Origin of the sequence: Salinicola salarius, assembly GCF_002179555.1 — a bacterium.
Lineage (GTDB): Bacteria > Pseudomonadota > Gammaproteobacteria > Pseudomonadales > Halomonadaceae > Salinicola > Salinicola salarius_A.
Window position 1 is genome coordinate 1 of sequence record NZ_NHOU01000041.1, and the last position, 20,756, is coordinate 20,756.

Annotated in this window: 16 protein-coding genes and 2 pseudogenes; 12 read left to right on the top strand and 6 right to left on the bottom strand. The window is 62.5% G+C overall.

All coding sequences use genetic code 11. The features are described 5' to 3' along the window. The first annotated feature begins 1,151 nt into the window (after nt 1–1,151). From CCD76_RS17455 to CCD76_RS17495, 9 genes are all read left to right on the top strand, one after another. The gene (locus tag CCD76_RS17455) at nt 1,152–1,937 is read left to right on the top strand and encodes an SDR family NAD(P)-dependent oxidoreductase (protein ID WP_087720719.1); all 786 of its coding nucleotides are present in this window, start codon (nt 1,152–1,154) and stop codon (nt 1,935–1,937) included. Nucleotides 1,938–1,968: 31 nt separating this feature from the next. Further along, nucleotides 1,969–2,262, top strand: coding sequence for a PaaI family thioesterase (locus CCD76_RS20595; protein WP_306298814.1), 294 nt, complete (start codon nt 1,969–1,971; stop codon nt 2,260–2,262). Nucleotides 2,263–2,461: 199 nt separating this feature from the next. Further along, entirely contained in the window at nt 2,462–3,673 is a 1,212-nt protein-coding gene (locus tag CCD76_RS17465; RefSeq protein ID WP_087720722.1) for an acyl-CoA dehydrogenase family protein, read from the top strand. Nucleotides 3,674–3,747: 74 nt separating this feature from the next. After that, on the top strand, nt 3,748–4,515 hold the full coding sequence (locus tag CCD76_RS17470; protein WP_087720724.1) for an SDR family NAD(P)-dependent oxidoreductase: 768 nt from the start codon (nt 3,748–3,750) through the stop codon (nt 4,513–4,515). Between the two features lie 8 nt (nt 4,516–4,523). Continuing rightward, complete coding sequence (locus tag CCD76_RS17475; RefSeq protein WP_087720726.1) at nt 4,524–5,591, top strand: phosphotransferase; 1,068 nt, start codon at nt 4,524–4,526, stop codon at nt 5,589–5,591. After that, a complete protein-coding gene (surE, locus tag CCD76_RS17480; protein ID WP_087720728.1) occupies nt 5,588–6,367 on the top strand; it encodes a 5'/3'-nucleotidase SurE in 780 nt (259 codons plus the stop codon). Before CCD76_RS17475 ends, surE begins: the two co-directional genes overlap by 4 nt. Nucleotides 6,368–6,392: 25 nt before the next feature. After that, complete coding sequence (locus CCD76_RS17485; protein WP_087720730.1) at nt 6,393–8,072, top strand: long-chain fatty acid--CoA ligase; 1,680 nt, start codon at nt 6,393–6,395, stop codon at nt 8,070–8,072. A gap of 63 nt (nt 8,073–8,135) precedes the next feature. After that, on the top strand, nt 8,136–8,894 hold the full coding sequence (locus CCD76_RS17490) for a class II aldolase/adducin family protein (protein ID WP_087720732.1): 759 nt from the start codon (nt 8,136–8,138) through the stop codon (nt 8,892–8,894). Between the two features lie 118 nt (nt 8,895–9,012). Continuing rightward, entirely contained in the window at nt 9,013–10,350 is a 1,338-nt protein-coding gene (locus tag CCD76_RS17495; protein ID WP_087720734.1) for a hypothetical protein, read from the top strand. Nucleotides 10,351–10,398: 48 nt separating this feature from the next. On the opposite strand, the pseudogene CCD76_RS20690 reads toward CCD76_RS17495, so the two are convergent. The 3 genes and pseudogenes from CCD76_RS20690 to CCD76_RS17515 form a co-directional block, all read right to left on the bottom strand. Then, nucleotides 10,399–11,852: pseudogene (locus CCD76_RS20690) on the bottom strand (IS701 family transposase). Nucleotides 11,853–12,069: 217 nt separating this feature from the next. Then, complete coding sequence (locus CCD76_RS17510) at nt 12,070–12,999, bottom strand: 2-hydroxyacid dehydrogenase (RefSeq protein WP_087720739.1); 930 nt, start codon at nt 12,997–12,999, stop codon at nt 12,070–12,072. Nucleotides 13,000–13,116: 117 nt separating this feature from the next. After that, on the bottom strand, nt 13,117–14,094 hold the full coding sequence (locus CCD76_RS17515; protein ID WP_087720741.1) for an NADPH:quinone oxidoreductase family protein: 978 nt from the start codon (nt 14,092–14,094) through the stop codon (nt 13,117–13,119). Between the two features lie 116 nt (nt 14,095–14,210). Between CCD76_RS17515 and CCD76_RS17520 the strand changes: the two genes are divergently transcribed. Then, nucleotides 14,211–14,972 carry an enoyl-CoA hydratase/isomerase family protein gene (locus CCD76_RS17520; protein WP_087720743.1) on the top strand — a complete coding sequence of 254 codons (762 nt, stop codon included), beginning with the start codon at nt 14,211–14,213 and terminating at the stop codon, nt 14,970–14,972. 75 nt (nt 14,973–15,047) lie between these two features. Here the strand turns inward: CCD76_RS17520 and CCD76_RS17525 are convergent, their stop codons facing one another. Further along, complete coding sequence (locus tag CCD76_RS17525; protein WP_087720744.1) at nt 15,048–16,637, bottom strand: class I adenylate-forming enzyme family protein; 1,590 nt, start codon at nt 16,635–16,637, stop codon at nt 15,048–15,050. 208 nt (nt 16,638–16,845) lie between these two features. On the opposite strand from CCD76_RS17525, the pseudogene CCD76_RS17530 reads away from it, so the two are divergent. Both CCD76_RS17530 and CCD76_RS17535 read left to right on the top strand, forming a co-directional pair. After that, a pseudogene (locus tag CCD76_RS17530) lies at nt 16,846–17,076 on the top strand (AMP-binding protein); the annotation flags it as partial. After that, the gene (locus CCD76_RS17535) at nt 17,060–18,004 is read left to right on the top strand and encodes an ABC transporter substrate-binding protein (protein WP_218777070.1); all 945 of its coding nucleotides are present in this window, start codon (nt 17,060–17,062) and stop codon (nt 18,002–18,004) included. The pseudogene CCD76_RS17530 and the gene CCD76_RS17535, both read left to right, overlap by 17 nt. A gap of 120 nt (nt 18,005–18,124) precedes the next feature. On the opposite strand, the gene CCD76_RS17540 is transcribed toward CCD76_RS17535, so the two are convergent. Together CCD76_RS17540 and CCD76_RS17545 are read right to left on the bottom strand one after the other, a co-directional pair. Then, nucleotides 18,125–19,267 carry an acyl-CoA dehydrogenase family protein gene (locus tag CCD76_RS17540; RefSeq protein WP_087720748.1) on the bottom strand — a complete coding sequence of 381 codons (1,143 nt, stop codon included), beginning with the start codon at nt 19,265–19,267 and terminating at the stop codon, nt 18,125–18,127. A gap of 10 nt (nt 19,268–19,277) precedes the next feature. Further along, nucleotides 19,278–20,474: an acyl-CoA dehydrogenase family protein gene (locus CCD76_RS17545; RefSeq protein ID WP_087720750.1), complete on the bottom strand. Its 1,197-nt coding sequence runs from the start codon at nt 20,472–20,474 to the stop codon at nt 19,278–19,280. Nucleotides 20,475–20,756 lie beyond the last annotated feature (282 nt).

The following is a 20,756-nucleotide window of genomic DNA, read 5'->3' on the forward strand; positions in this document are numbered from 1 at the left end:
ATGGGTGTCCGGTTTTAGTGAACCACTACAGTGCGGTCAGCTATCGCGACAAGGATGCTCAGGAGCTGATCAAAGATCTCAAGAAGGCCTGTCCCGAGGGGGTTAATGTCTATTTTGAGCGTGGGGGGCGCGCTACTGGAAGCGGCGCTTAACAATTTACGCGATCATGGACGTATCGCCGTATGTGGCATGATCGAGCGCTACAATGACACGACACCGCAACCGGGACCGTCGAACCTATTTTTGTTGACCTCCAAGCGAGCACGTATGCAGGGCTTCATTGTCGGGGAGAACTGGGACCACTACCTGCAGTTTCTGGACGAGGTGGCGCCGCATGTTGAGCATGGCGACATCGATTATCAGGAACTATTGAGGAGGGACTCGAGAGAGCCCCGGATGCTTTCCTCAAGCTCTTCGAAGGGGGAAATCAGGGCAAGATGCTGGTGCGCTTGCACACCTGACCCGTGTAGCAGAGTCGTCGACCGCTAACCGCCAAACCTTGCGATGGCAGACGCCGCCCGACAGGTGGCGCCTTTATGGTGGTGCGTCAGTCAGGCGCTGTTCCCGAGGGTGGGGCCTCGGGATAACTTGGGGGGTAAGTCCCCTACGGGAAACCGTTAGGGGCTGTTGACGTTTCACCTGGTTAGCCAGAGCAACCCACACGCCATGGTCACCATGTTCTCCTAATTCCGCTTCAGCTTGTCATAACGGAACGCCTTTGCGCGGTGTGCTTTAACTGCGCAAAGGCGTTCGCGACCAAGTGTCGGTAGCGTTACAGCCCTTTGTCCAGGTCGGCATTGCCTCTGGCTGAGCGATCGGTGACGGCTTGAGCCGTCTCGCCATACAGCTTCGAAGAGGCGGGAAGCGGTTTTCGGCAAATGATTCGGTGGAGCACGCGCGTTTCGCCGCATTTCGTAACTATTAAGCGTGTAAATGCGGTGTTGTCTTCAAGCCGAGCCGACATGGAGACCTCGGCCGATGTATCGATGGTGGATGCTATTTCGGTTCAGCCATCTTTGCGCGGGAGCTGACCATTAGCGTTTTGTCTAATGAAATTAGATTCCGTAAATGTTGACGCTTCACGACCAGACATGACAAATTCGAAAGCCAGCGAACGCAGCAAAGTCTGCAACGGATGAAGGAGCCTTGCTATGCGCTTTCAGGGACGGGTGGCCATCGTGACAGGAGCCGGCAGCGGTATTGGGCGCGCCACGGCGCTGCGCCTGGCGAGCGAAGGCGCCAGCTTGGCACTGGTCGACTGGTCCGCGGAAGGGCTGGCGCAGACCCGGGAGCAGTTGCCCTACGACACCGAGTCGCTGACGTGCGAGATCGACATTGCCGACGAGGCGGCGGTCGAGACCGTCGTGTCTCAGACGCTCGAGCGTTTCGGACAGGTCGACGTGCTCTGCAACAACGCTGGCATCACCGGCAGCGGCTATCCGCCGATCGCCGAGCAGGAACGTGGCGAATGGGAACGGGTCTTGGGCGTCAACCTGATCGGGACGATGCTGTTCATCAAACATGTCGCTCCATCCATGCAGGCGCGCGGTCAAGGCTCCATCGTCAATACCGCCTCGGTGGCCGGCATTCGCTCCGGGGCCGGCGGCAACGCCTACAGCGCCTCTAAGGCTGCCGTCATCAACCTCACCATGACCAGTGCCTGTGATCTGGGCGAGTTCAACGTGCGGGTCAATGCAGTCTGCCCCGGCCTGGTCGAGACCGGCATGACACGACGCGTCTTCGAGACCGCCCGTGCCAGGGGCAAAGAGTACAAGCTCGGTTCGCGCTGCGAGCTTCGCCGTTACGGGCATCCCAAGGAGGTCGCCGCGGCGATCGCCTTCCTGGCCAGCGACGATGCTAGCTTTATCACCGGTCAGGCGTTGCCGGTAGATGGCGGGAACACCGCCTCGCTCAACCTGCCCGGCATGAAAGTCTGACGCCACAACAGAACTGCACAGGAGCAAGGCCATGACGGCTCAGTCACACAACCGGGAGGATGGCAGCTTACCTATCTGCGGCGGCAAGGATCTGCCGGGCTTTCACCAGGTGCTGGGATACCGTCAGGTGGCGTGGAGCGAGGAGGAGGCCGTCATCGAGCTGGAGATCGCTCCTCGTCATCTCAATCTGGGCGGGGTCATCCACGGCGGCGTACTCACTTCGCTCCTCGACGTCGTGCTGGCCCAGGCGGGCGTCTACTGCCCCTATCCGGGCCGCATCCGCAAGGCCATCACCCTGTCGTTGACCACTACCTTCACCGGGTAGTGCTCGGATGGCGTGATTCGCGCCGTGGGAACCAGGCGGGCAGGGGGGAGCCGGGTATTCAACAGCTCCGGGGAAATACGCGATCAGGACGGGAGGCTGCTCGCCATCGGCGAAGGCACCTTCCGTCTGCGTTCCGGCAGCGAACATCCAGAAGGGGTGCCGTTTACTCTTGCGGCACAGGACAACAAGGAAAACAGCCATGTTTGAGCTTTCGGAAAAAGCGCAGCAGATCCGGGATCGGTTGCTGACCTTCATGGATCAGCACATCTATCCCAACGAGCACGTCTTCCACGAGCAGACGGCCCAGGCGGAGAACCGCTGGGTGCCGCCGCCCATCCTGGAGGAGCTCAAGGCCAAGGCGAAGGAGCAGGGGCTGTGGAACCTGTTCCTGCCGGAAAGCGAGTTCGGCGCCGGGCTGAGCAACTTCGAGTACGCCCACCTCTGCGAGGTGATGGGACGTTCGCACATCGCCTCGGAGGTCTTCAACTGCTCGGCCCCGGATACCGGCAACATGGAGGTCCTGGCCCGCTACGGCACCCCGGAACAGCAGGAGCAGTGGCTGCGCCCGCTGCTCGACGGCGAGATCCGCTCCTGCTTCTCCATGACCGAACCCGAAGTCGCCTCGTCGGACGCCACCAACATCGCCTGCGAGATCCGACGCGAAGGCGACGAGTACGTCGTCAACGGCCGCAAGTGGTGGTCCTCCGGCGCCATGACCACGACCTGCAAGATTGCCATCGTCATGGGCAAGAGTGACCCTGGTGCCGAGCGTCACAAGCAACAGTCGATGATCCTGGTGCCGCTTGATACCCCCGGGGTGAAGATCGTGCGCCCACTGACCGTCTTCGGCTACGACCATGCGCCGCACGGCCATGCCGAGATCCACTACGATAACGTGCGGGTGCCGGCCAGCAATATGCTGCTGGGAGAGGGGCGTGGCTTCGAGATCGCCCAGGGCCGCCTGGGCCCGGGGCGCATCCACCACTGCATGCGCACCATCGGCGTGGCCGAACGCGCCCTGCAGGCGATGTGCGAACGCGTTCACGAGCGCGAGGCGTTCGGCAAGCCGCTGGCCAGGTTCGACTCCATCCGCAAGGACATCGCCCGCTCGCGAATCGAGATCGAGCAGACCCGTCTGCTGACCCTCAAGGCGGCGCACATGATGGATACGGTGGGCAACAAGGTGGCACGCCAGGAAATCGCCATGATCAAGGTGGCGGCGCCGAGCATGGCGCTGAAGGTCCTTGATCGGGCCATCCAGGCGCACGGGGCGATGGGGGTCTGCCAGGACAGCTTCCTGGCCGCTTCATGGGCGCGCATTCGCACCCTGCGTCTGGCAGATGGACCGGACGAGGTGCATCTGGATGCCATCGCCAAGCTCGAGATGCGTCCCTACGCCCCGCAGCGCTGATCCCGACTGTCTTCAGAGCTCGACCACCCGCGGGGATGGTCGGGCTTCCGAATCCCTGAAAGGAAGCTCTACCCATGAACAATCCATTGTTCGATTTGACCGGCAAGGTGGCGCTAATCACCGGTTCTACCAAGGGCATCGGCCGCTCGATCGCCGAGGAAATGGCCAAGTGCGGGGCCAAGGTGGTGATCTCGAGCCGCAAGGCGGACGCCTGCGAGGCCGTGGCCAACGAACTGAAGGAGGCGGGCCACGAGGCCGTCGCCGTGCCCTGTCACGTGGGCCGCAAGGAGGACCTGCAGCGTCTCGTCGACATCACCCTGCAGACCTGGGGGCGTATCGACGTGCTGGTCTGCAACGCCGCCACCAACCCGGTGTACGGTCCGACCAGCGGGATGACCGATGACGCCTGGGACAAGATCATGGATACCAACGTCAAGGGCACCTTCTGGCTCACCAACATGGTGCTGCCGCAGATGGCCGAGCGCGGCGAGGGTAGCGTGATCCTACTGTCGAGCATCGCTGCGCTACGGGGCAATACCGTGATCGGCACCTACGGTGTCTCCAAGGCGGCCGAAGCGGCACTGGCACGCAACCTGGCGGTGGAGTGGGGGCCCAAGGGCATCCGCGTCAACGCCATCGCGCCGGGACTGATCCGCACCGATTTCGCCAAGGCCCTGTGGGAGGATCCGAAGCGTGTCAAGCAGGCTGAGGACAAGACGCCGCTGCGTCGCATCGGCGACCCCGTGGATATCGCCGGGCTGGCTGTGTTCTTGTCGACTCCCGCCAGTGCCTACATCACCGGACAGGTGATCGTGGCGGATGGCGGCGAAACGGCCTGCTGAGGTTCCTCATGAGCGATCCACAACTGATCGAGGTACTGCCGGCGCACCGCTTCGATGAAGCGGCGCTGGCCCGCTATCTCCGCGACTATCTTCCGGCCATGGACGATCTGAGCGTACTCCAGTTCCAAGGCGGGCAGTCCAATCCCACCTACCTGCTAGAAACGGCCGGGCGCCGTTACGTGCTGCGCAAGAAGCCGCCCGGCAAGGTGCTGCCTTCGGCGCACATGGTGGAGCGCGAATACCGGGTGATCCGTGCCCTGGCGGAGCACACGGCGCTGCCCGTGCCGCAGACCCACGTGCTGTGCGAGGACGACGGCATCATCGGCACGCCGTTCTACGTCATGGACTACATCAGTGGACGGGTGCTGACCCATCCGGCGCTGCAGGAAGTGGAGAAGGCCGGACGCCGGGACATTCACATGGCGGCCATCGCCACCCTGGCCGAACTGCACCAGGTCGATCCGGACGCGGTGGGGCTGGGCGACTACGGCAAGCCGAAGGGCTACGTCGCGCGCCAGGTCAAGCGCTGGAGCGGGCAGTACCAGGCCTCGCGCACCGGTGACATGCCGGCTATGGAGCGGCTGATGACCTGGCTGCCGGAGCATATGCCGGCACGTGACGAAAGCGCCATCGCGCACGGCGACTATCGCCTGGGCAACCTGATCTTCGCCCCCGACGAGCCGCGCGTAGCGGCGATTCTCGACTGGGAGCTGTCCACTCTGGGGCACCCGCTGGCGGATCTGGCCTACTGCTGCCTGCCGTACCACTTGCCCGCCGACATGGAGGGCATGCGCGGTCTGATCGGCACTGACCTGCAGGCGCAGGGAATTCCCTCCGAAGCGGAAGTACTCGAGCGTTACTGTCGCAGGACAGGACGCCAGGAGATCGGCGACTGGCACGTGTTCTTGGCGTTCTCGCTGTTCCGCCTAGCGGCGATCCTGCAGGGGGTCTACGCCCGGGCCCTGCAGGGTAACGCGAGCAATGCCAACGCGCTGGAAGTGGGGCAGCGCGCCGGCATTCTGGCCGAGACCGGCTGGCAGATCGCCCAGCGCGGCGAACAAGGAGCCTTGTCATGAGCGAGCGGCCGTTTCGCCGTGTGCTGCTGACTAACGACGATGGCATCGCCGCCCCCGGGTTGGCGATTCTCGAGCGCATCGCCGCCGGCCTGGCCGACGAGGTGTGGGTGGTGGCGCCCGAGCACGATCAGAGCGGTACCGGGCAGAGCATTTCGCTGCACTCGCCGCTGCGGGTCTTCAAGCACGACACTCGGCGCTTCGCGGTTTCCGGGACACCGGCCGACTGCGTGATGTTCGCTATGGCCGAATGGCTGCAGGACACACCGCCCGACGTGGTGCTGTCCGGTGTCAACTGCGGCACCAACGTTGGCGACTCGGTGCCGTATTCCGGCACCGTAGGCGCCGTGCTTTCCACCGATTTGCTCGGTCTGCCCGCCATCGCCCTGAGCCAGGCCTTCTTCGAGCGCGACAAGGTCGACTGGTCGCCCGCGGAAACCTTCGCGGCCCCCATGATCCGCAGGTTATGGCAGCAGCGCCAAGGCACGGGTTGCTGCTGGAACGTCAACTTTCCCGCCTGCAACGCACGCGACATCACGCAACTGCGCATGGTGCGCGAGTCCCGCGGCTCGATTCAACGACCCCGGCTGCTGGCCGGCGAGGACGCCCGCGGGCTGCCGTACTGGTGGCTGGGCTTCGAGCGTTCCTCCAAGCACATCGTGGCGCCGGAGGCCGACATCAGCGCCCTGCGCGACAACCGGATCGCCATCACCGCGCTGCGGGAAACCCAAGGCTGGCTTGCGCTGGGCGAAGAGCAGAGCGTCGCCGATCTGACCTGACGTTCGGTTAAGGAGATTGCTATACATGTTTACCCGTCATTACGCTGTCTGGCCTGAGCATCTGCCCAAGCATTTGACGGTGCCCGGAACCAGCCTGTTCACCAATCTGGACGTGTCGGCACGGCGTTATCCCGACAAGACGGCGATTGTCTACTACGACACGCTGATCACCTATGCCGAGCTGCTGCGGGAGGTCGAGGTGCTGGCCGGCTACCTGCAGCACCAGGGCGTGAAGAAGGGCGACCGCGTGCTGCTCTACATGCAGAACGCGCCGCAGTTCACCATCGCCTACTACGCCATCCTGCGGGCGGATGCTGTGGTGGTGCCGGTCAACCCGATGAACCACACCGCGGAGCTGGAGCACTACCTGAGCGACACTGGCGCCGAAATCTGCATCTGCGGCCAGGAGATGACGGCGCAGATCGCATCGCTGGTCGGCACCGAGCGGCTCAAGCGGATCATCGTCACCGCCTACGCCGAATACTTGCGCCAGCCCACCGATCTGACGCTGCCGAAGGAGGTTCAGGCGCCGCTCGAAGCGGTCGATTTCGCCGGCGGCATCGGCTGGCGCGAGGCGCTGGAAGCCGGCCATGCCGCCGGCGCGCATACCGCGGGCCCCGACGACTACTGCGTGTTCCCGTACAGTTCCGGTACCACCGGGGCGCCCAAGGGCTGCATGCACACCCACCGTTCGGCGATGGCGACGGCCCTGCATCGCGCGGTCTGGAACCAGAACACCAGCGAAACCGTGGTCCTGGCGACCCTGCCTTACTTTCACGTCACTGGCATGCAGGGGGCGATGAGTGGGCCCATCTACAACGGGGCGACGGCGGTGATCATGACCCGCTGGGATCGTCGGGTGGCGGCCAAGCTCATCGAGCGCTATCGCGTCACCGCCTGGGTCAACATCGCCACCATGGCCATGGATTTCCTGTCCGATCCCGACGTCGAGCAGTACGACCTGTCGAGTCTCGTCAGCATCGGCGGCGGGGGCGCGGCGATGCCCAAGGCTGTCGAAGCGAAACTGCAGCGCCTGACCGGGCTGCACTACATCGAAGGCTACGGGCTGTCGGAAACCATCGCCGCCACGCACATCAATCCCGCCGACAATCCCAAGCCGCAGTGTCTGGGCATACCGGTGTTCGACGTCGACTGCCGGATCATCGACGTCTCCACCCAGGAGGAACTGGGCCCGGAACAGGTGGGTGAGATCGTCAGCCACGGGCCGCAAGTCTTCCAAGGCTACTGGAACCGCCCCGAGGAGACCGAGCGGGCCTTCATCGAACTCGACGGCAAGCGCTTCTTCCGTACCGGCGACTTGGGCTACTACGACGAGGAGGGCTACTTCTTCATGGTCGACCGGGTCAAGCGCATGATCAACGCCTCGGGCTTCAAGGTCTGGCCCTCGGAGGTGGAGAGCCTGATGTACCGTCATCCGGCGATCCAGGAGTGCTGCATCATTTCCACCCCCGATCCGCGCCGCGGCGAGACGGTCAAGGCCTGCATCATGCTGCATGAGGAGCAGGCGGGCAAGGTCAGCGAGCAGGACATCATCGACTGGTGCCGGGAGGAGATGGCTGCCTACAAGGTGCCGGTCTATGTCGAGTTCCGCGAGAGCCTGCCGCGCTCCTCCACCGGCAAGCTGATGTGGCGGGTCCTGCAGGATGAAGAGAAACGCAAGCATGACGGGCAGGCGACCGCCTGATGTGTGCCGCGGGCCGGGATGCCGGCCCGCGGCGCTACGCCAGCGACTAGGAGACAAAAACAAATGAAACAAATGCAACCGGCACAGCAACCCCCCAATCAGGACGCAGAATGGCAGGTCCGCAAGGACCTGGCCGCGGCTTATCGTCTGGTGGCCCACTTCGGCTGGGACGATCTGGTCTTCACCCATCTCTCGGCCCGGGTTCCCGGCCCCGAGCACCATTTCCTGATCAACCCCTACGGGCTGCTGTTTCAGGAGATCACCGCCTCGTCTCTGGTCAAGGTTGATCGCGACGGCCAGATCATGCAGAGCGGCAGCTTGCACCGGGTCAATCCGGCCGGCTTCACCATCCACAGCGCCGTGCACATGGGACGCGAGGATGCCGGCGCGGTTATGCATCTGCATGCCGCGGATGGCACTGCCGTCTCGGCGCATCGCGACGGTCTGCTGCCGCTGAGCCAGACCGCCATGCTGTGTCTCGGCCACATCAGCTATCACCACTACGAAGGCGTAGCGCTGAACCTGGACGAGCGCGAGCGGCTGATTCGCGATCTGGGCGACAAGCAGATGATGATGCTGCGCAATCACGGCACGCTCACGGTGGGCAAGAGCGTGGCGGAGGCCTTCACCTATCTCTACTTCCTGATGAAAGCCTGCGAGATCCAGGTGCGCGCCCAGGCCTGCGGTCCGACCCATCTGCCCTCGGAAGCGGCGATCGAGACCACCCGGCAGCAGTCGGGCGATCTGGGCAAGGCGGCCAAGCTGACCTGGCCGGCGCTGCTGCGTCTGCTCGAAAGCAACGGCCATGTCTACGCCGTATGACGTCGACAACGCCACCTGGCGTGACGGTAACTGACGGGCCTCTGCGAGGCCCGTCTTGCACGGCGCGTCCCATGATGCCCTGCGAACCGTGCCTTTCCCTCGCCATTCGTGCGCCACGATGAGCGGCGCCTGGCTCCCGGTCGGTGTCCTGCTCGAGCTGTTGGCCATTGTCAGCGGGCTCGATGCACTCAGCTATCTGGCCTGCGGCAGCTTCGTGTGTTATTTCACTCTGGCGTTTCGCCAGTTGGAGCGCTATGCGCAACTGCTTGCTGTCGTCACGATGCTCTGTCTGCTCGCCGTGACGCTGACGGGGCGCATGACGCCGCAGCGCCTGAGCGGTGCGATCGAGGCCGCGGCCTTCTATGCCGGCTTCCTGGGCAGTCTGGGCCAGATGCAGTGTCTGGTGAGGCGCTTCGATGCACTGCGGCGCATCCATGACATCCTGCTGGGCGGGCGTCCGCTGTGGCTGTATCCCAAGTACGCCCTGGCCAGCTGCACCATGGCGTCGGTCCTCAACTTCGGGATGATGAACGTTCTCTGCGGGGGGCTGACAGAGACGCTCGATCAGCGGGGCATCCACTATCCCCAGCGTCTCGAATGGTTGCGCTGTCTGCTCGGCGTGACGCTGCGCGGCTTCGCCCTGGTGCCGCTCATCGCGCCGACCAGCGTCGCTGTGGCGATCGTGACACGCGAGGTGCCGGCGCTGACCTGGGCCAGTCTGTTGCCCTATACCGCCCTGGTCGCCGGAACGTTCCTGCTGATCGGCTGGGGGCTGGAGCAGCATCGCTTCGTGGCGATCAGCGGCCAGCGGGTGCGGCTCGAGAGGGCGCCTGCGGGCACGATGACACTGATGGTCCTGATCGGCGTCTTGCTAACGGCCATGGGCGGAATCGTGGCGACGACAGAGCTCAACGTGTCGCGGGCAGCCATGCTGATGGTGCCCGGCGTGAGCGTGGGATTTCTGCTGCTTGCCGAGCGCCGGCCGCAGGAGACGGCGCGCGAGGTGGCGGCCAATACCGTGGCACTGCGCAACGAGATGTGCATCTTCGCCAGTTCGGCGGCGCTGGGCAGCGTACTGGCCTCGTTGATTCCCGTCGAGCTGATCGATCCCGCGCTGTTGTCCGCCCATCACGAGCTGGCATTGGCGGTCGCCGGCATGCTGATCCTGCCGGCAGCCGCAGCGCTGGGAATCGCCCCGATCGCCGTGCTGAGCTTTCTGGCCGGCGTGCTGTCGCGCGTGCAGGAAGCCGACGTGTCGGTGCTGACCATCGGCACGGGGCTGGTGGTCGGCTTCTCCCTGGCCATGATGTTGTCGCCCTTCGGGCCGTCGGCCATGACCTTGGCCCGCTTCGGACGCATTTCCAAGTACACCGTGGCGTTCGGCTGGAACGCGCCGTTCGCTCTGGTGTGTCTGCCGCCGATCATGACGCTGCTGGCGCTGATGGCCTGGCTTTAATACTACAGCCGTAATTGCTGTGAAGCTTCGGCATACTTCTGCCGCCTTTTACGGTGGCACTGCCAGGCACGGTACTGGTGCCGTCGACGCCAGTCGGACCAATGCCACCAGTGCGCAGCGGTTTCCATGCCCCGCCACACCAGGCGAATCAGTAACTTCCTGATCTCCGGCAGTGTCAGACCGATTCGTGTGTGGACTGTTTTTTTGCTGGGCTGCTTGGCGCATCACAACGAGCAAGGCATGGGCCAGAAGAGCGAGCGTGATGTGCCGGTACCAGCCCGACCAGCGACGGACCTTATACTGATCCAGGCCACATTCTCCCTTAGCGGTCTGAAAGGCTTGCTCGATATGCCAACGCTGGCCGGCGACCCGGATCAGGGCATCCAATGAGACCTGATCGCGGGGAGCAAGCGCTACGTAGAACGCCCGGTCGGTAGTGGCTGCGGCGTCATGGCCTCTGTAGACGTGATCACCAGCGACGCACGCCCCGGTGAGCTGCTGCTGGTGGTGCGCGACGCAATGAGCGCGCAGCAGCGCTGGTGCAGCAATGATCGACGCTACACTCGCTATCAAGACGCTTTCATGGCGCTGGGCGCCACCCTGGATGAGTGAAGTGGTCCCCGAAATTCGGACCANGGTCAGTGCACGATTGGTGAATTAACAGATATTAGCCCCAGTGTTGCTCTTCTTCCGATAATTGAAGGCGCCATAAGGGGGACATGGCCCAGTCGTACCAGCGCTCGCCCTTGCTGCCGCTGCCGGCGGATAGCCGGCGCCAGATGTCGGGCGACAACGCCTCTGCAATCGTATCGGCTCGGGTATACTCCGGCCCCTGCCACCATAACGGCTCACTGCATGGCACGGCGAGGACAAAAGGCTGCCCCCGCTCTTCGAGCCAAAAGCGAAGGCTACGGTGTTGCCTCCATAGACGGAATCTCCGGCGACCCAGCCGGCAGGCATGCCGTTATCGAGCGCCCGTTCCAGCATTCGCCGGGCCAGTTCCAGCTTGCTGACAAAGCCGACCTCATCGGGAATCCCGGCCTTGCGACAACGTTCACGATCCTGTGCCCAGGCCTTGGGCAGGTACAGCTCGCGATCGATGAAAACACTTCCCTGGGAGCTGGCGTAGCAGAGAAACACGCCAATCTGGCTGTTCTCGACACGCCCGGCCGTACCGCTGTACTGGCGCTGAACACCGGCGGAGTGCTGCCCTTTCTTTATGAACCCGTTTCATCCAGGATCAGCACGCCGTGCGGTGAGCCTAGGTAGTCTGTTATCTACTGGCGCAACATCATATCACGCGCCGCCTCTGGGTCCCAGCGAGCCCGCTCAAGCAGGTATTGCACGCCATCAGGGGTCGCGTCGCCCAGCCACTCGGCAAGCTGCCAGCCATTCTTGCGTTCACATTGGCGCAGCGGCCCCTTGATATAGGCTATGGCTCGCTCGCGCGTTTCGGAGCGTGGAAAGAGCGTGCCCAGCCGGCTGGCATAGCGTCGAAGCATATGGAATCAGGGAATCACAGCACACCATGACACACCTGTCTCGGAAGAAGGCTCTGCTTCAAAGCGTAGATAAAACAATTACGACTGTAGTATTAAGTCCTGCCTGAAAAATCGGCGAGCGAGGCTGGCATCCTTCAGGCAGAACGTAGAGGGACCTTGACGACGACGCGCGTAGCAAGGGCACGAAGCCCGCCTTCGGCGCGCTCCGCATGTCGGCTCAATAGCCGCGCTGGATGTCGATCACGCCGGTAATTTCCCGACCAGTCTCGAGCGCCTGGATCTTGGCGGCGATCTGCTCGACGGTCGCCTCGCGCAGGGTGCGAGCGGAGACATGGGGCGTGATGGTGACCTGGGGCATGCGCCAGAAAGGATGCGAGGCCGGGAGCGGCTCCTCGCGGAAGACGTCGAGCACCGCCTGGCTGATGTGGCCTTCCTCAATGCTGCGGCACAGATCGTCGTCGACCAGATGCTCGCCGCGGCCGACGTTGATGACCGTGGCCTGCGGCTTGAGCTTGGTCAGCAGGTCGTAGTCGATGATATCGAGGGTCGCCTCAGTCAGCGGCAGGGTGTTGATCAGGATCCGGGTTTCGCCGAGGAAGGCGTCGAGCTCGTCTGCACCGGCAAAGCTCTTGACGCCTTCGATGTCATGTGCGGAGCGTGCCCAGCCGTGTACCGGATAGTCGAGCGAGGCCAGAGTGCGCGCCACGCGCTTGCCGATGTGGCCCAGGCCGAGCACGCCGATGGGCCATTCGCTGCGCTTGATGGGGCGGCGAATCTTCCAGATGCCCTCGGCCTGCTGCTGCCGGTATACCGCCATGTCGCGGCTGATGCCAACAATGTGATAGGCGACGTATTCGGCCATCTGGACCGCCATGCCGGCGTCCTCCAGGCGTACCACGGGCACGTCGCGAGGCAGATTAGGGACCCTGAGCAGAGCGTCGATACCGGCGCCCAGATTGAAGATCGCCTTGAGATAGCGCTCCTTCTCGAACAGCACGGTCGGCGGTTGCCAGACGATGGCGTAGTCGCCGTCCAGGGCCGGTGAATCGGGGCTCCAGACGTGGATGTCGGCTTCGGGCAGGGCGGCCTGGATCAGGTCGGTCCAGCGCTCGGGCTTGGGATCTCCGGCAACGAAAATGACTTTCATGAACGTTCTCGCGATGGGTGGAAGGGGAGTTGCCTGGAGCGCCGAGTCTGCCATCCGCCACGGATGGCAGACTCGGCGCTTGGGCATTGCGGACGCTGTCGCAGTGTCCGCTGGCGGTCAAGCCATTTGCAAGATCACCTTGCCGATGGCTTCGCGATTGGTCAGGACCCGCATGGCCTCGGCGCCCTGGGAAAGGGGCAGCGTGTGGCTGATGTGTGGCTTGAGCTGACCGGCGGCGTGCCAGTCGAACAATGTCTGGAAATTCTTGCGGTCTTCTTCCGGCTCCTCAGCGCGAAAGCGCCCCCAGAATACGCCGACGATCGAGCTTCCCTTGAGAAGCGGCAGGTTGGCCGGCGCCTGGGGAATCCGGCCGCTGGCGAAGCCGACCACCAGCAGGCGACCGTTCCAGTTGATGCAGCGCAGGCTTTCGTCGAAGGCGTCGCCGCCGACGGCATCATAGATAACATCGGCGCCACGGCCTCCCGTCAGCTCCTTGACGCGATCCTTGATCGACTCCTCGTGATAGTTGATGGTTTCGGTGGCCCCGGCGGCCCGGGCGATGTCGAGCTTCTCTTGGGAACCGGCCGCGGCGATGACGCGTGCGCCCATGTTGCGGCCGATCTCGACCGCGGCCAGGCCGACGCCGCCACCAGCGCCGAGTACCAGCAGGGTTTCCCCCGACTGGAGCCGGGCGCGCTGCCGGAGGGCGTGCATCGAGGTGCCGTAAGCCATGCTGAAGCCGGCGCCGGTGACGAAATCCATGGACTCCGGCAGGGACGTGACACGCTCCTCGTCGGTGACCAACTGTTCGGCATAACCGCCCCAGCCGGCCATAGCGATGACGCGGTCGCCCGACTTGAAGCGGGTCACCGCCGAGCCGACCGATTCCACGACGCCGGCCACTTCGGCACCGGGCGAGAAGGGCATTTCCGGCTTGAGCTGATACTTGCCTTCGATGATCAGGGTGTCGGGAAAATTGACGCCGCAGGCGTGCACCTGGATGCGGACTTGCTTGTCGCCTACCTCGGGCGCGGGCAGGTCTTCGTAGGTCAGGGTTTCGGGAGGGCCGTATTCACGGCAGACCAAGGCCTTCATATCATGCTCCTTATGACATTGTTGGAGTTGTTGCCTGAGAGGGATCGCTCATCGGCACCATTTGTGAAACACTATTCTGCAACAAGAATCAAGCAGGTCGAAAGGAGACCATCGTCATGGCCGAGCCGTCACTCATCCTTGCCTCCACCGAGCAGGGCGTCAGCCATCTTCAACTCAACCGTCCGGACAAGAAGAACGCCCTGACGGAAGCGATGTACAACGAACTCTCGGCCAAGGTCCGTGAGGCCGACCGGGACGAAACAGTCGGTGCCATCGTGCTTTCCGGTGCGGGAGACTGCTTCACTACAGGCAACGACATTCTCGATTTCCGTGAGCGGGTCCAGGATCCCGCGCCGCGACCCAGCGCCGGGCTGGACTTCATCGAACAGCTCATGAATTGCGAGACGCCGGTGATCGCCGCCGTCAAGGGACTGGCCATCGGCATCGGCACCACGCTGTTGATGCACTGCGACTTCGTCGTCGCCGCTCGCTCCGCGATCTTTCGTACGCCTTTCGTCGACTTGGGGCTGTGCCCGGAAGCGGCGTCTTCGTTTCTGATGCCGCTGATGGTGGGCTATCGCAAGGCCAGCGAGCTGCTGCTGCTGGGCGAGGCACTGGATGCCGATACCGCGCTGCGCTGCGACCTGGTGAACCGGGTCGTGGAGGACGAGGCGCTGGAGGCGACGGCGCTGGAAATGGCACGCAGTCTCGCGGCCAAGCCCCGCGAGTCAGTGCTTCTGAGCAAGGCCCTGATGCGTCGGGCCTGGGCGGCTCGGGTCAAGGACACCCTGGAATTCGAGCGCGACCATTTCGGCGAACGGCTCAAGTCGGAAGACTGTCAGACGGCATTGGCGCGTTTTCTCGAACGCGGCAAGTAGTCCGACGCGCTTTCCTCACGAGCCCTCCACCAACGGGCCCCGTAACGTGGCCCGTTGGCGTTTGCAAGAAATGTTCTACCGGGCCCAGTAGGGAGCGCGCAGTTCCCGCTTGAGAATCTTGCCGATCGTGCTGCGGGGCAGGGTGTCACGAAACTCGATCCCGCTCAGGCGCTGCGTCTTGCCCAGTTTCGCATTGGCCCATTCGAGCAGCTCGTCGCGGCTCACTTCGCTGTTGGTCTGGCGTACGACTAAGCCCAGCGGTGTCTCGCCCCATTGCTCGCTGGGGATGCCGATCACTGCCACGTCGGCCACGGCTGGATGGGCGAGCAGCGCCTTTTCCAGATCTTCGGGATAGACGTTGAAGCCGCCAGAGATGATCATGTCCTTGCGTCGATCGAGAATGTACAGGAAGCCATCCTCGTCCATACGCCCCATATCGCCGCTGCGCAGGAAGATCTCGCCCTCGGGGCTGGCCCATAACATCTCACGGGTCTGCTGGTCCCGCTTGTAATAGCCCCGCATCATGGCGCCGGCGCGACCGACGATCTCACCGATCTCGCCCTGCGGCAGCTCCCGCCCTCCCTCGTCGATGACGCGCACCTGCGAACCTTCGGTCGGCTTGCCCACCGAATCCCACTTGTCTGGATGGGCAGCACAATCGAGGCTGGTGGAAATGCCGCCTTCAGTCAGGCCATAGACTTCGAGAATATTCCCCGGCCAGCGGCGCATGGCCTCGGCAATCACTTGGCTGCGCAGCGGGGCACTGGTGGAGAGCTTGAGCCGGAAGCTGGAGAGGTCGAAGCCATCGAAATCCTCGACGGCGAGGATGCGCTGGTACTGCACGGGAACCAGCATAGCGTGCGTGACTCGGTATTCCTGGGCCAGTTGCAGAAAGCCGCGCGCATCGAACTTGGCCATCAGTACCAGCGTGCCGCCGTTGAACAGTGTCGGCAATACCGATACCAGACTGGTATTGGAGTATAGGGGCGTGGAGACGAGATTAATGGCGTCATTATCCAGCCCGTAGGTGGTCATGCGCCGAATTTGGCGTGAACGGAAGCGATAGTCGTGGAGGATGCCCTTGGGCGTGCCCGTGGTGCCAGAACTGTAGATGATGTTGAAAGGATGGTCCGGTGTGGCCCCGATCACGCAACGGTCGTGAGGCGCGTCTGCCAGCCAGTCGTCGAATCCTTGCCAGTGCGCATCCTGAAAATCCAGGCCAACCTGCCGCTCGGGGGGGATGTCAGCCAGACGTTGGCGAAAGTTTTGTGTCAGTTCGTGATTGCGCGCCGACACGAACAGGAACTGGGCGTCACTGTCGCCGATCATCAGCTCCAGAGCGTCATCGCTGGCCATGCCGGAGAGCGGCACCATGCAACCGCCGGCTGCCAGCACTCCCAAGTACAGCGCGACGTAGCGGACGCTGTTTTCCGAAAGTCCCGCCACCTTGTCGCCTGGCTGGAGTCCCTGAGCCCGCAGTCGGTGGGCAATGGCGTTGACCGTGTCGATCAATGTCTTCCAGGTCACATGCTGGTCGCGGTCGTGTATCGCCATCTTGTCGGGTTGAGAGACGGCATATGCCTGGATGCGTTCGGCCAGCGGTTCGAAGGGTTCGTCTGCGACCTGGGGAGAGAAATCGGGTGTCTTCTCGTCTATGGCAAGCATCGTCGTGATCTCCAGAACATTATAATTTTGTATAATGAAATTGTGTTTCATGTTTATTGATGCTCATCCACAATACATGACAGATTCGAAATCGAGCAATCGCTAGGAAGACAGGATGAGACGCCGGTGAACTCTCCTTCGCACCGGCATGGAAACAAGCGGCTGTTGCGGGGCCTGCACAATCCACAACAACAGGAGATCGACCCCCATGTTTACCCGTCAGTACGCTGTCTGGCCTGAGCATCTGCCCAAGCATTTAACGGTGCCCGAAACCAGCCTATTCACCAACTTGGAGATTTCCGCCCGGCGTTATCCCGACAAGGCGGCGATCATCTACTACGGTACGGTGATCACCTATACGGAGCTGCTCCGTGAGGTCGAGGCGCTGGCCGGTTACCTACAGCAGCAGGGCGTGGGCAAGGGTGATCGGGTGCTGCTGTATATGCAGAACGCACAAGTATTCGCCGAGCCAGGCGGCGACCAACGTCAAGCGCTTGGTACAGCAATCCGATGTCACCGCCATTTTCGTACCGCATACCGGCGGGGTGTTCGCCCTGCAGGACTTCAACGTGGAGGACGACTTCCTGATCATGGCATACACCAGTATGCCGTCGGTGACCCAGCGGGGTAATCTATTGACGCTGCGGATACCGCCGCAGTTCAGTGGTTACTTCGATGCCTTTTCCGATTATGCTCTGGAGCATTATGGCAAGAAGTTGGGTGCCGCCGGTGCGACACATGAGTACGCCAAGATCTGGACGGACATGATACTGGATGCCTGGAAGGAGAAGGGAGGCGAGGTGGTGGCGCTCAATCCGATGGATTACAACAAGTCCGCCGACTTCTACACCGGGGTCAGTCGGGTCATGGCCGCGAATCCGGATGTGATGTTCGTGGGTGGCGCCTCCGAGCCGACCGGTCTTGTCATTCGGCAGGCGCGTCAGTTGGGCTTCCAAGGCCCGCTCATTCTGATGGATCAGGCCAAGCTCGATGAGGTGGCCAAAGTTGCGGGCGGACTCGACATGCTCGAAGTGTCGATCGGTGTCGTCCCGCTGTCGGTCTACGAAACTCCTGCGGCAAAGAGCTTTATCGAACGCTATCAGACCGAGCATGACAAGATGCCGGGCTCCGAAGCTGCCTACAATTATCTGGCGCTGCATGCGCTGGTCAAGGCCATGCAACTCGCCGGCAGCGCCGAGCCCCAGCAGGTCCGCAGCCACATGGACGAAGCGCTGAAGGAGATGGGTTCCCAGTACAACGTCTATGGCGTGAAAGGCGTGACCGACGACGGCGGTTTTATCACCGACACCACCATGGCGGTGGTGGAAGACGGTCAGATTGTGCAGAAGCCCATCGAGACCAACTGAGTCGGGGTCAGAAGTGCAGCCCAGCCAGCCAACATCATGTTGGCTGGTTTTTTGCTGCGCGATGGATGCCGGCGAGAATAGAGCGGCCTGAAGCGTTGGCTTCAGGCATGGCCCAACGAATCAGGCGTTGTCCATCAGTTCGCTGAAGACTTCGAGATGATGATCGTTGTCGCCCAGTTGATGATTGATCATGATCAGGCGCTTGGCGTAATGCGCGAGGTTGTATTCCCAGGTCATGCCGATCCCGCCATGCAACTGGATGGCCTGTTCTGCCACGTACTGCCCGGAGCGCCCTATGATGTTCTTGGCGGCGGACAGGATACGCTGACGTGCCGGACTGGCGGCATCGTCCACCACGCTGGCGACGACCAGTGCCATGGAGCGGGCCTGTTCCAGTTCGGAGCCCATGTCCACCATGCGATGCTGAAGAACCTGAAACTTGCCGATGGGAACGCCGAACTGCTTGCGGGTCTTGAGATAGTCCAGCGTCAGGGCGACGGTTTCTTCCATGGCGCCCACGGCCTCGGCGCACAGCGCCGCGATCGCGCGACCGCTCTGGTAGAGGATACCTTCGTAGGCATTGCCTTCCTCGCCGAGCAGGGCGCTGGCGGGAACTTCGACGCCGTTTAGGAACAGGTCGCAGCCCTTGAAGCCGTCATTGGTCGGGTAGACGCGCTTCTCGAGTCCCGCAGCGTCGCCGTCGATCAGAAACAGGCTGATCCCCTGGGAATCGCCGGCCTCGCCACCGGCACGGGCGGAGACGATCAGCTTGTCGGCGACATGTCCGCCGATGACCACTGCCTTGCGTCCGCTCAGGCGATAGCCGGTACCGCTCTTCTCGGCACGCGTGGTGATGTCTGCCAGGTTGTAGTGACTCTGCGGCTCCTGCAGGCCCACCGCGAGCTTGAGCTCGCCGGCGGCGATCTGCGGAATGAGTTCTTCCTTCTGGCTGTCGCTACCCAGTTGGGTGATCAACCCGCCGCCGAGGATGACGGACTGCATGTACGGCTCCAGGCATAGCCCGCGGCCCAGCTCGGTCATCATCAGCTGGGTTTCAACGCCGCCGCCGCCAATACCGCCGTACTCCTCGGCGAAGGGAATCGCTGTCAGCCCCAGTTCGCTCAGTTGCTGCCAGAAGCCCTCGCTAAAGCCGGTCTCGGACTGGCGATAGGTTTCACGCTTTTCGAATTCGTATTCGTCCCGCACCAGACGCAATGCGGTTTCCTGCAGCATCTGCTGCTCTTCGGTCAGTTTGAAGTCCATGGCCGGTCTCCTAAAGCTCCAGGATCATCTTGGATACGATATTCTTCTGGATCTCGTTGGACCCACCAAAAATCGACAGTTTGCGCATGTTGAAGTAGTGCGGTGTCAGCGGAGCGGCAAACTCGTCGGAAAGATACTCGCCGCCGTAGCCGAGTTCCAGTTCCTCTTCCAGGAACGGCTGCGCGTAGGGGCCGAGCGCGCGGCGCAGCAGGTCGGTGATGGCCTGACGGATCTCGGTGCCCTTAACCTTCAGCATCGAGCTTTCCGCGCCCGGTACACCACCGCCCTCAACGGCCGCGATGATGCGCAGGTTGCTGGTTTCCGCCGCCATGAGGTCGATTTCCAGCTGTGCAATGCGGCGCCGGAAGCTGACATCTTCCATCAGCGACTTGCCGTTCTTGCGCTGACGACCGGCGAGCTGCTTGAGATGTGCCAGGGCGGCTTTGGAGGCACCGATGCCGGCCAGGCCGGTACGCTCATAGGTGAGCAGATACTTGGCGTAGGTCCAGCCCTTGTTTTCCTCGCCCACCAGATTCTCGACCGGCACCTTGACGTCGTCGAAGAACACTTCGTTGACTTCGTGCTCACCATCGAGAGTGATGATCGGACGCACGGTGATTCCCGGCGTGTTCATATCGATGAGCAGGAAGGAAATGCCGCGCTGGGGCTGCACTTCGGTATCCGTGCGCACCAGACAGAAGATCATGTTGGCGTACTGGCCCAGCGTGGTCCAGGTCTTCTGGCCATTGACGATGTAGTGATCGCCGTCGCGTACCGCGCGCGTCTTGAGCGATGCTAGATCGGAACCAGCGCCCGGTTCGGAATAGCCCTGACTCCACCAGTCCTCGCCGCTAAGAATGCGCGGCAGGTAGTACTGCTTTTGCTGTTCGTTGCCAAACTTGATGATCACCGGCGCGACCATGTTGACGCCGAACGGAATCGTGCGGGGAGCGCCGAAACTCGCACTCTCCTCGTCGAAGATATGCTTCTGAATGGCGCTCCATTCGGTGCCGCCATGCTCTTTCGGCCAGTGGGTCGCATACCAGCCCTGCTTGCTCAGGATCTGCTGCCAACGCTGGTGGTCTTCCTTGGAGAGCTTGCGCCCGCCCTTGACCTTCGCGGCAATGTCGTCCGGCAACTGGTTCTTCAAGAAGGTCCGGACTTCATCACGGAACGCCAGTTCCTCGGGAGTGAAGTTGAGATTCATGGCTGATCTCTTGTTTCGTAATTAGTGGAAGGTGGTATCGCATAGCAGAATGTAAAGGATCGGGACAGCCGGTGGCAACTCTTGTCAAGGACACTTCCACCAAGGCGCAATGCCTGTCGACAGAAAGAGAACATATGTTGCATTCATGAGTGCAACCGTTGCCACCAAAGCATAACTCTACTTTCCGTCACGTTTTCTTTATCGTCGGTAGATGTAAGAGACCGGATGATAGGTTAAGCCATAGGAGCTACCTGTAGGGTCCCGGATGATCAGATCGCCTAT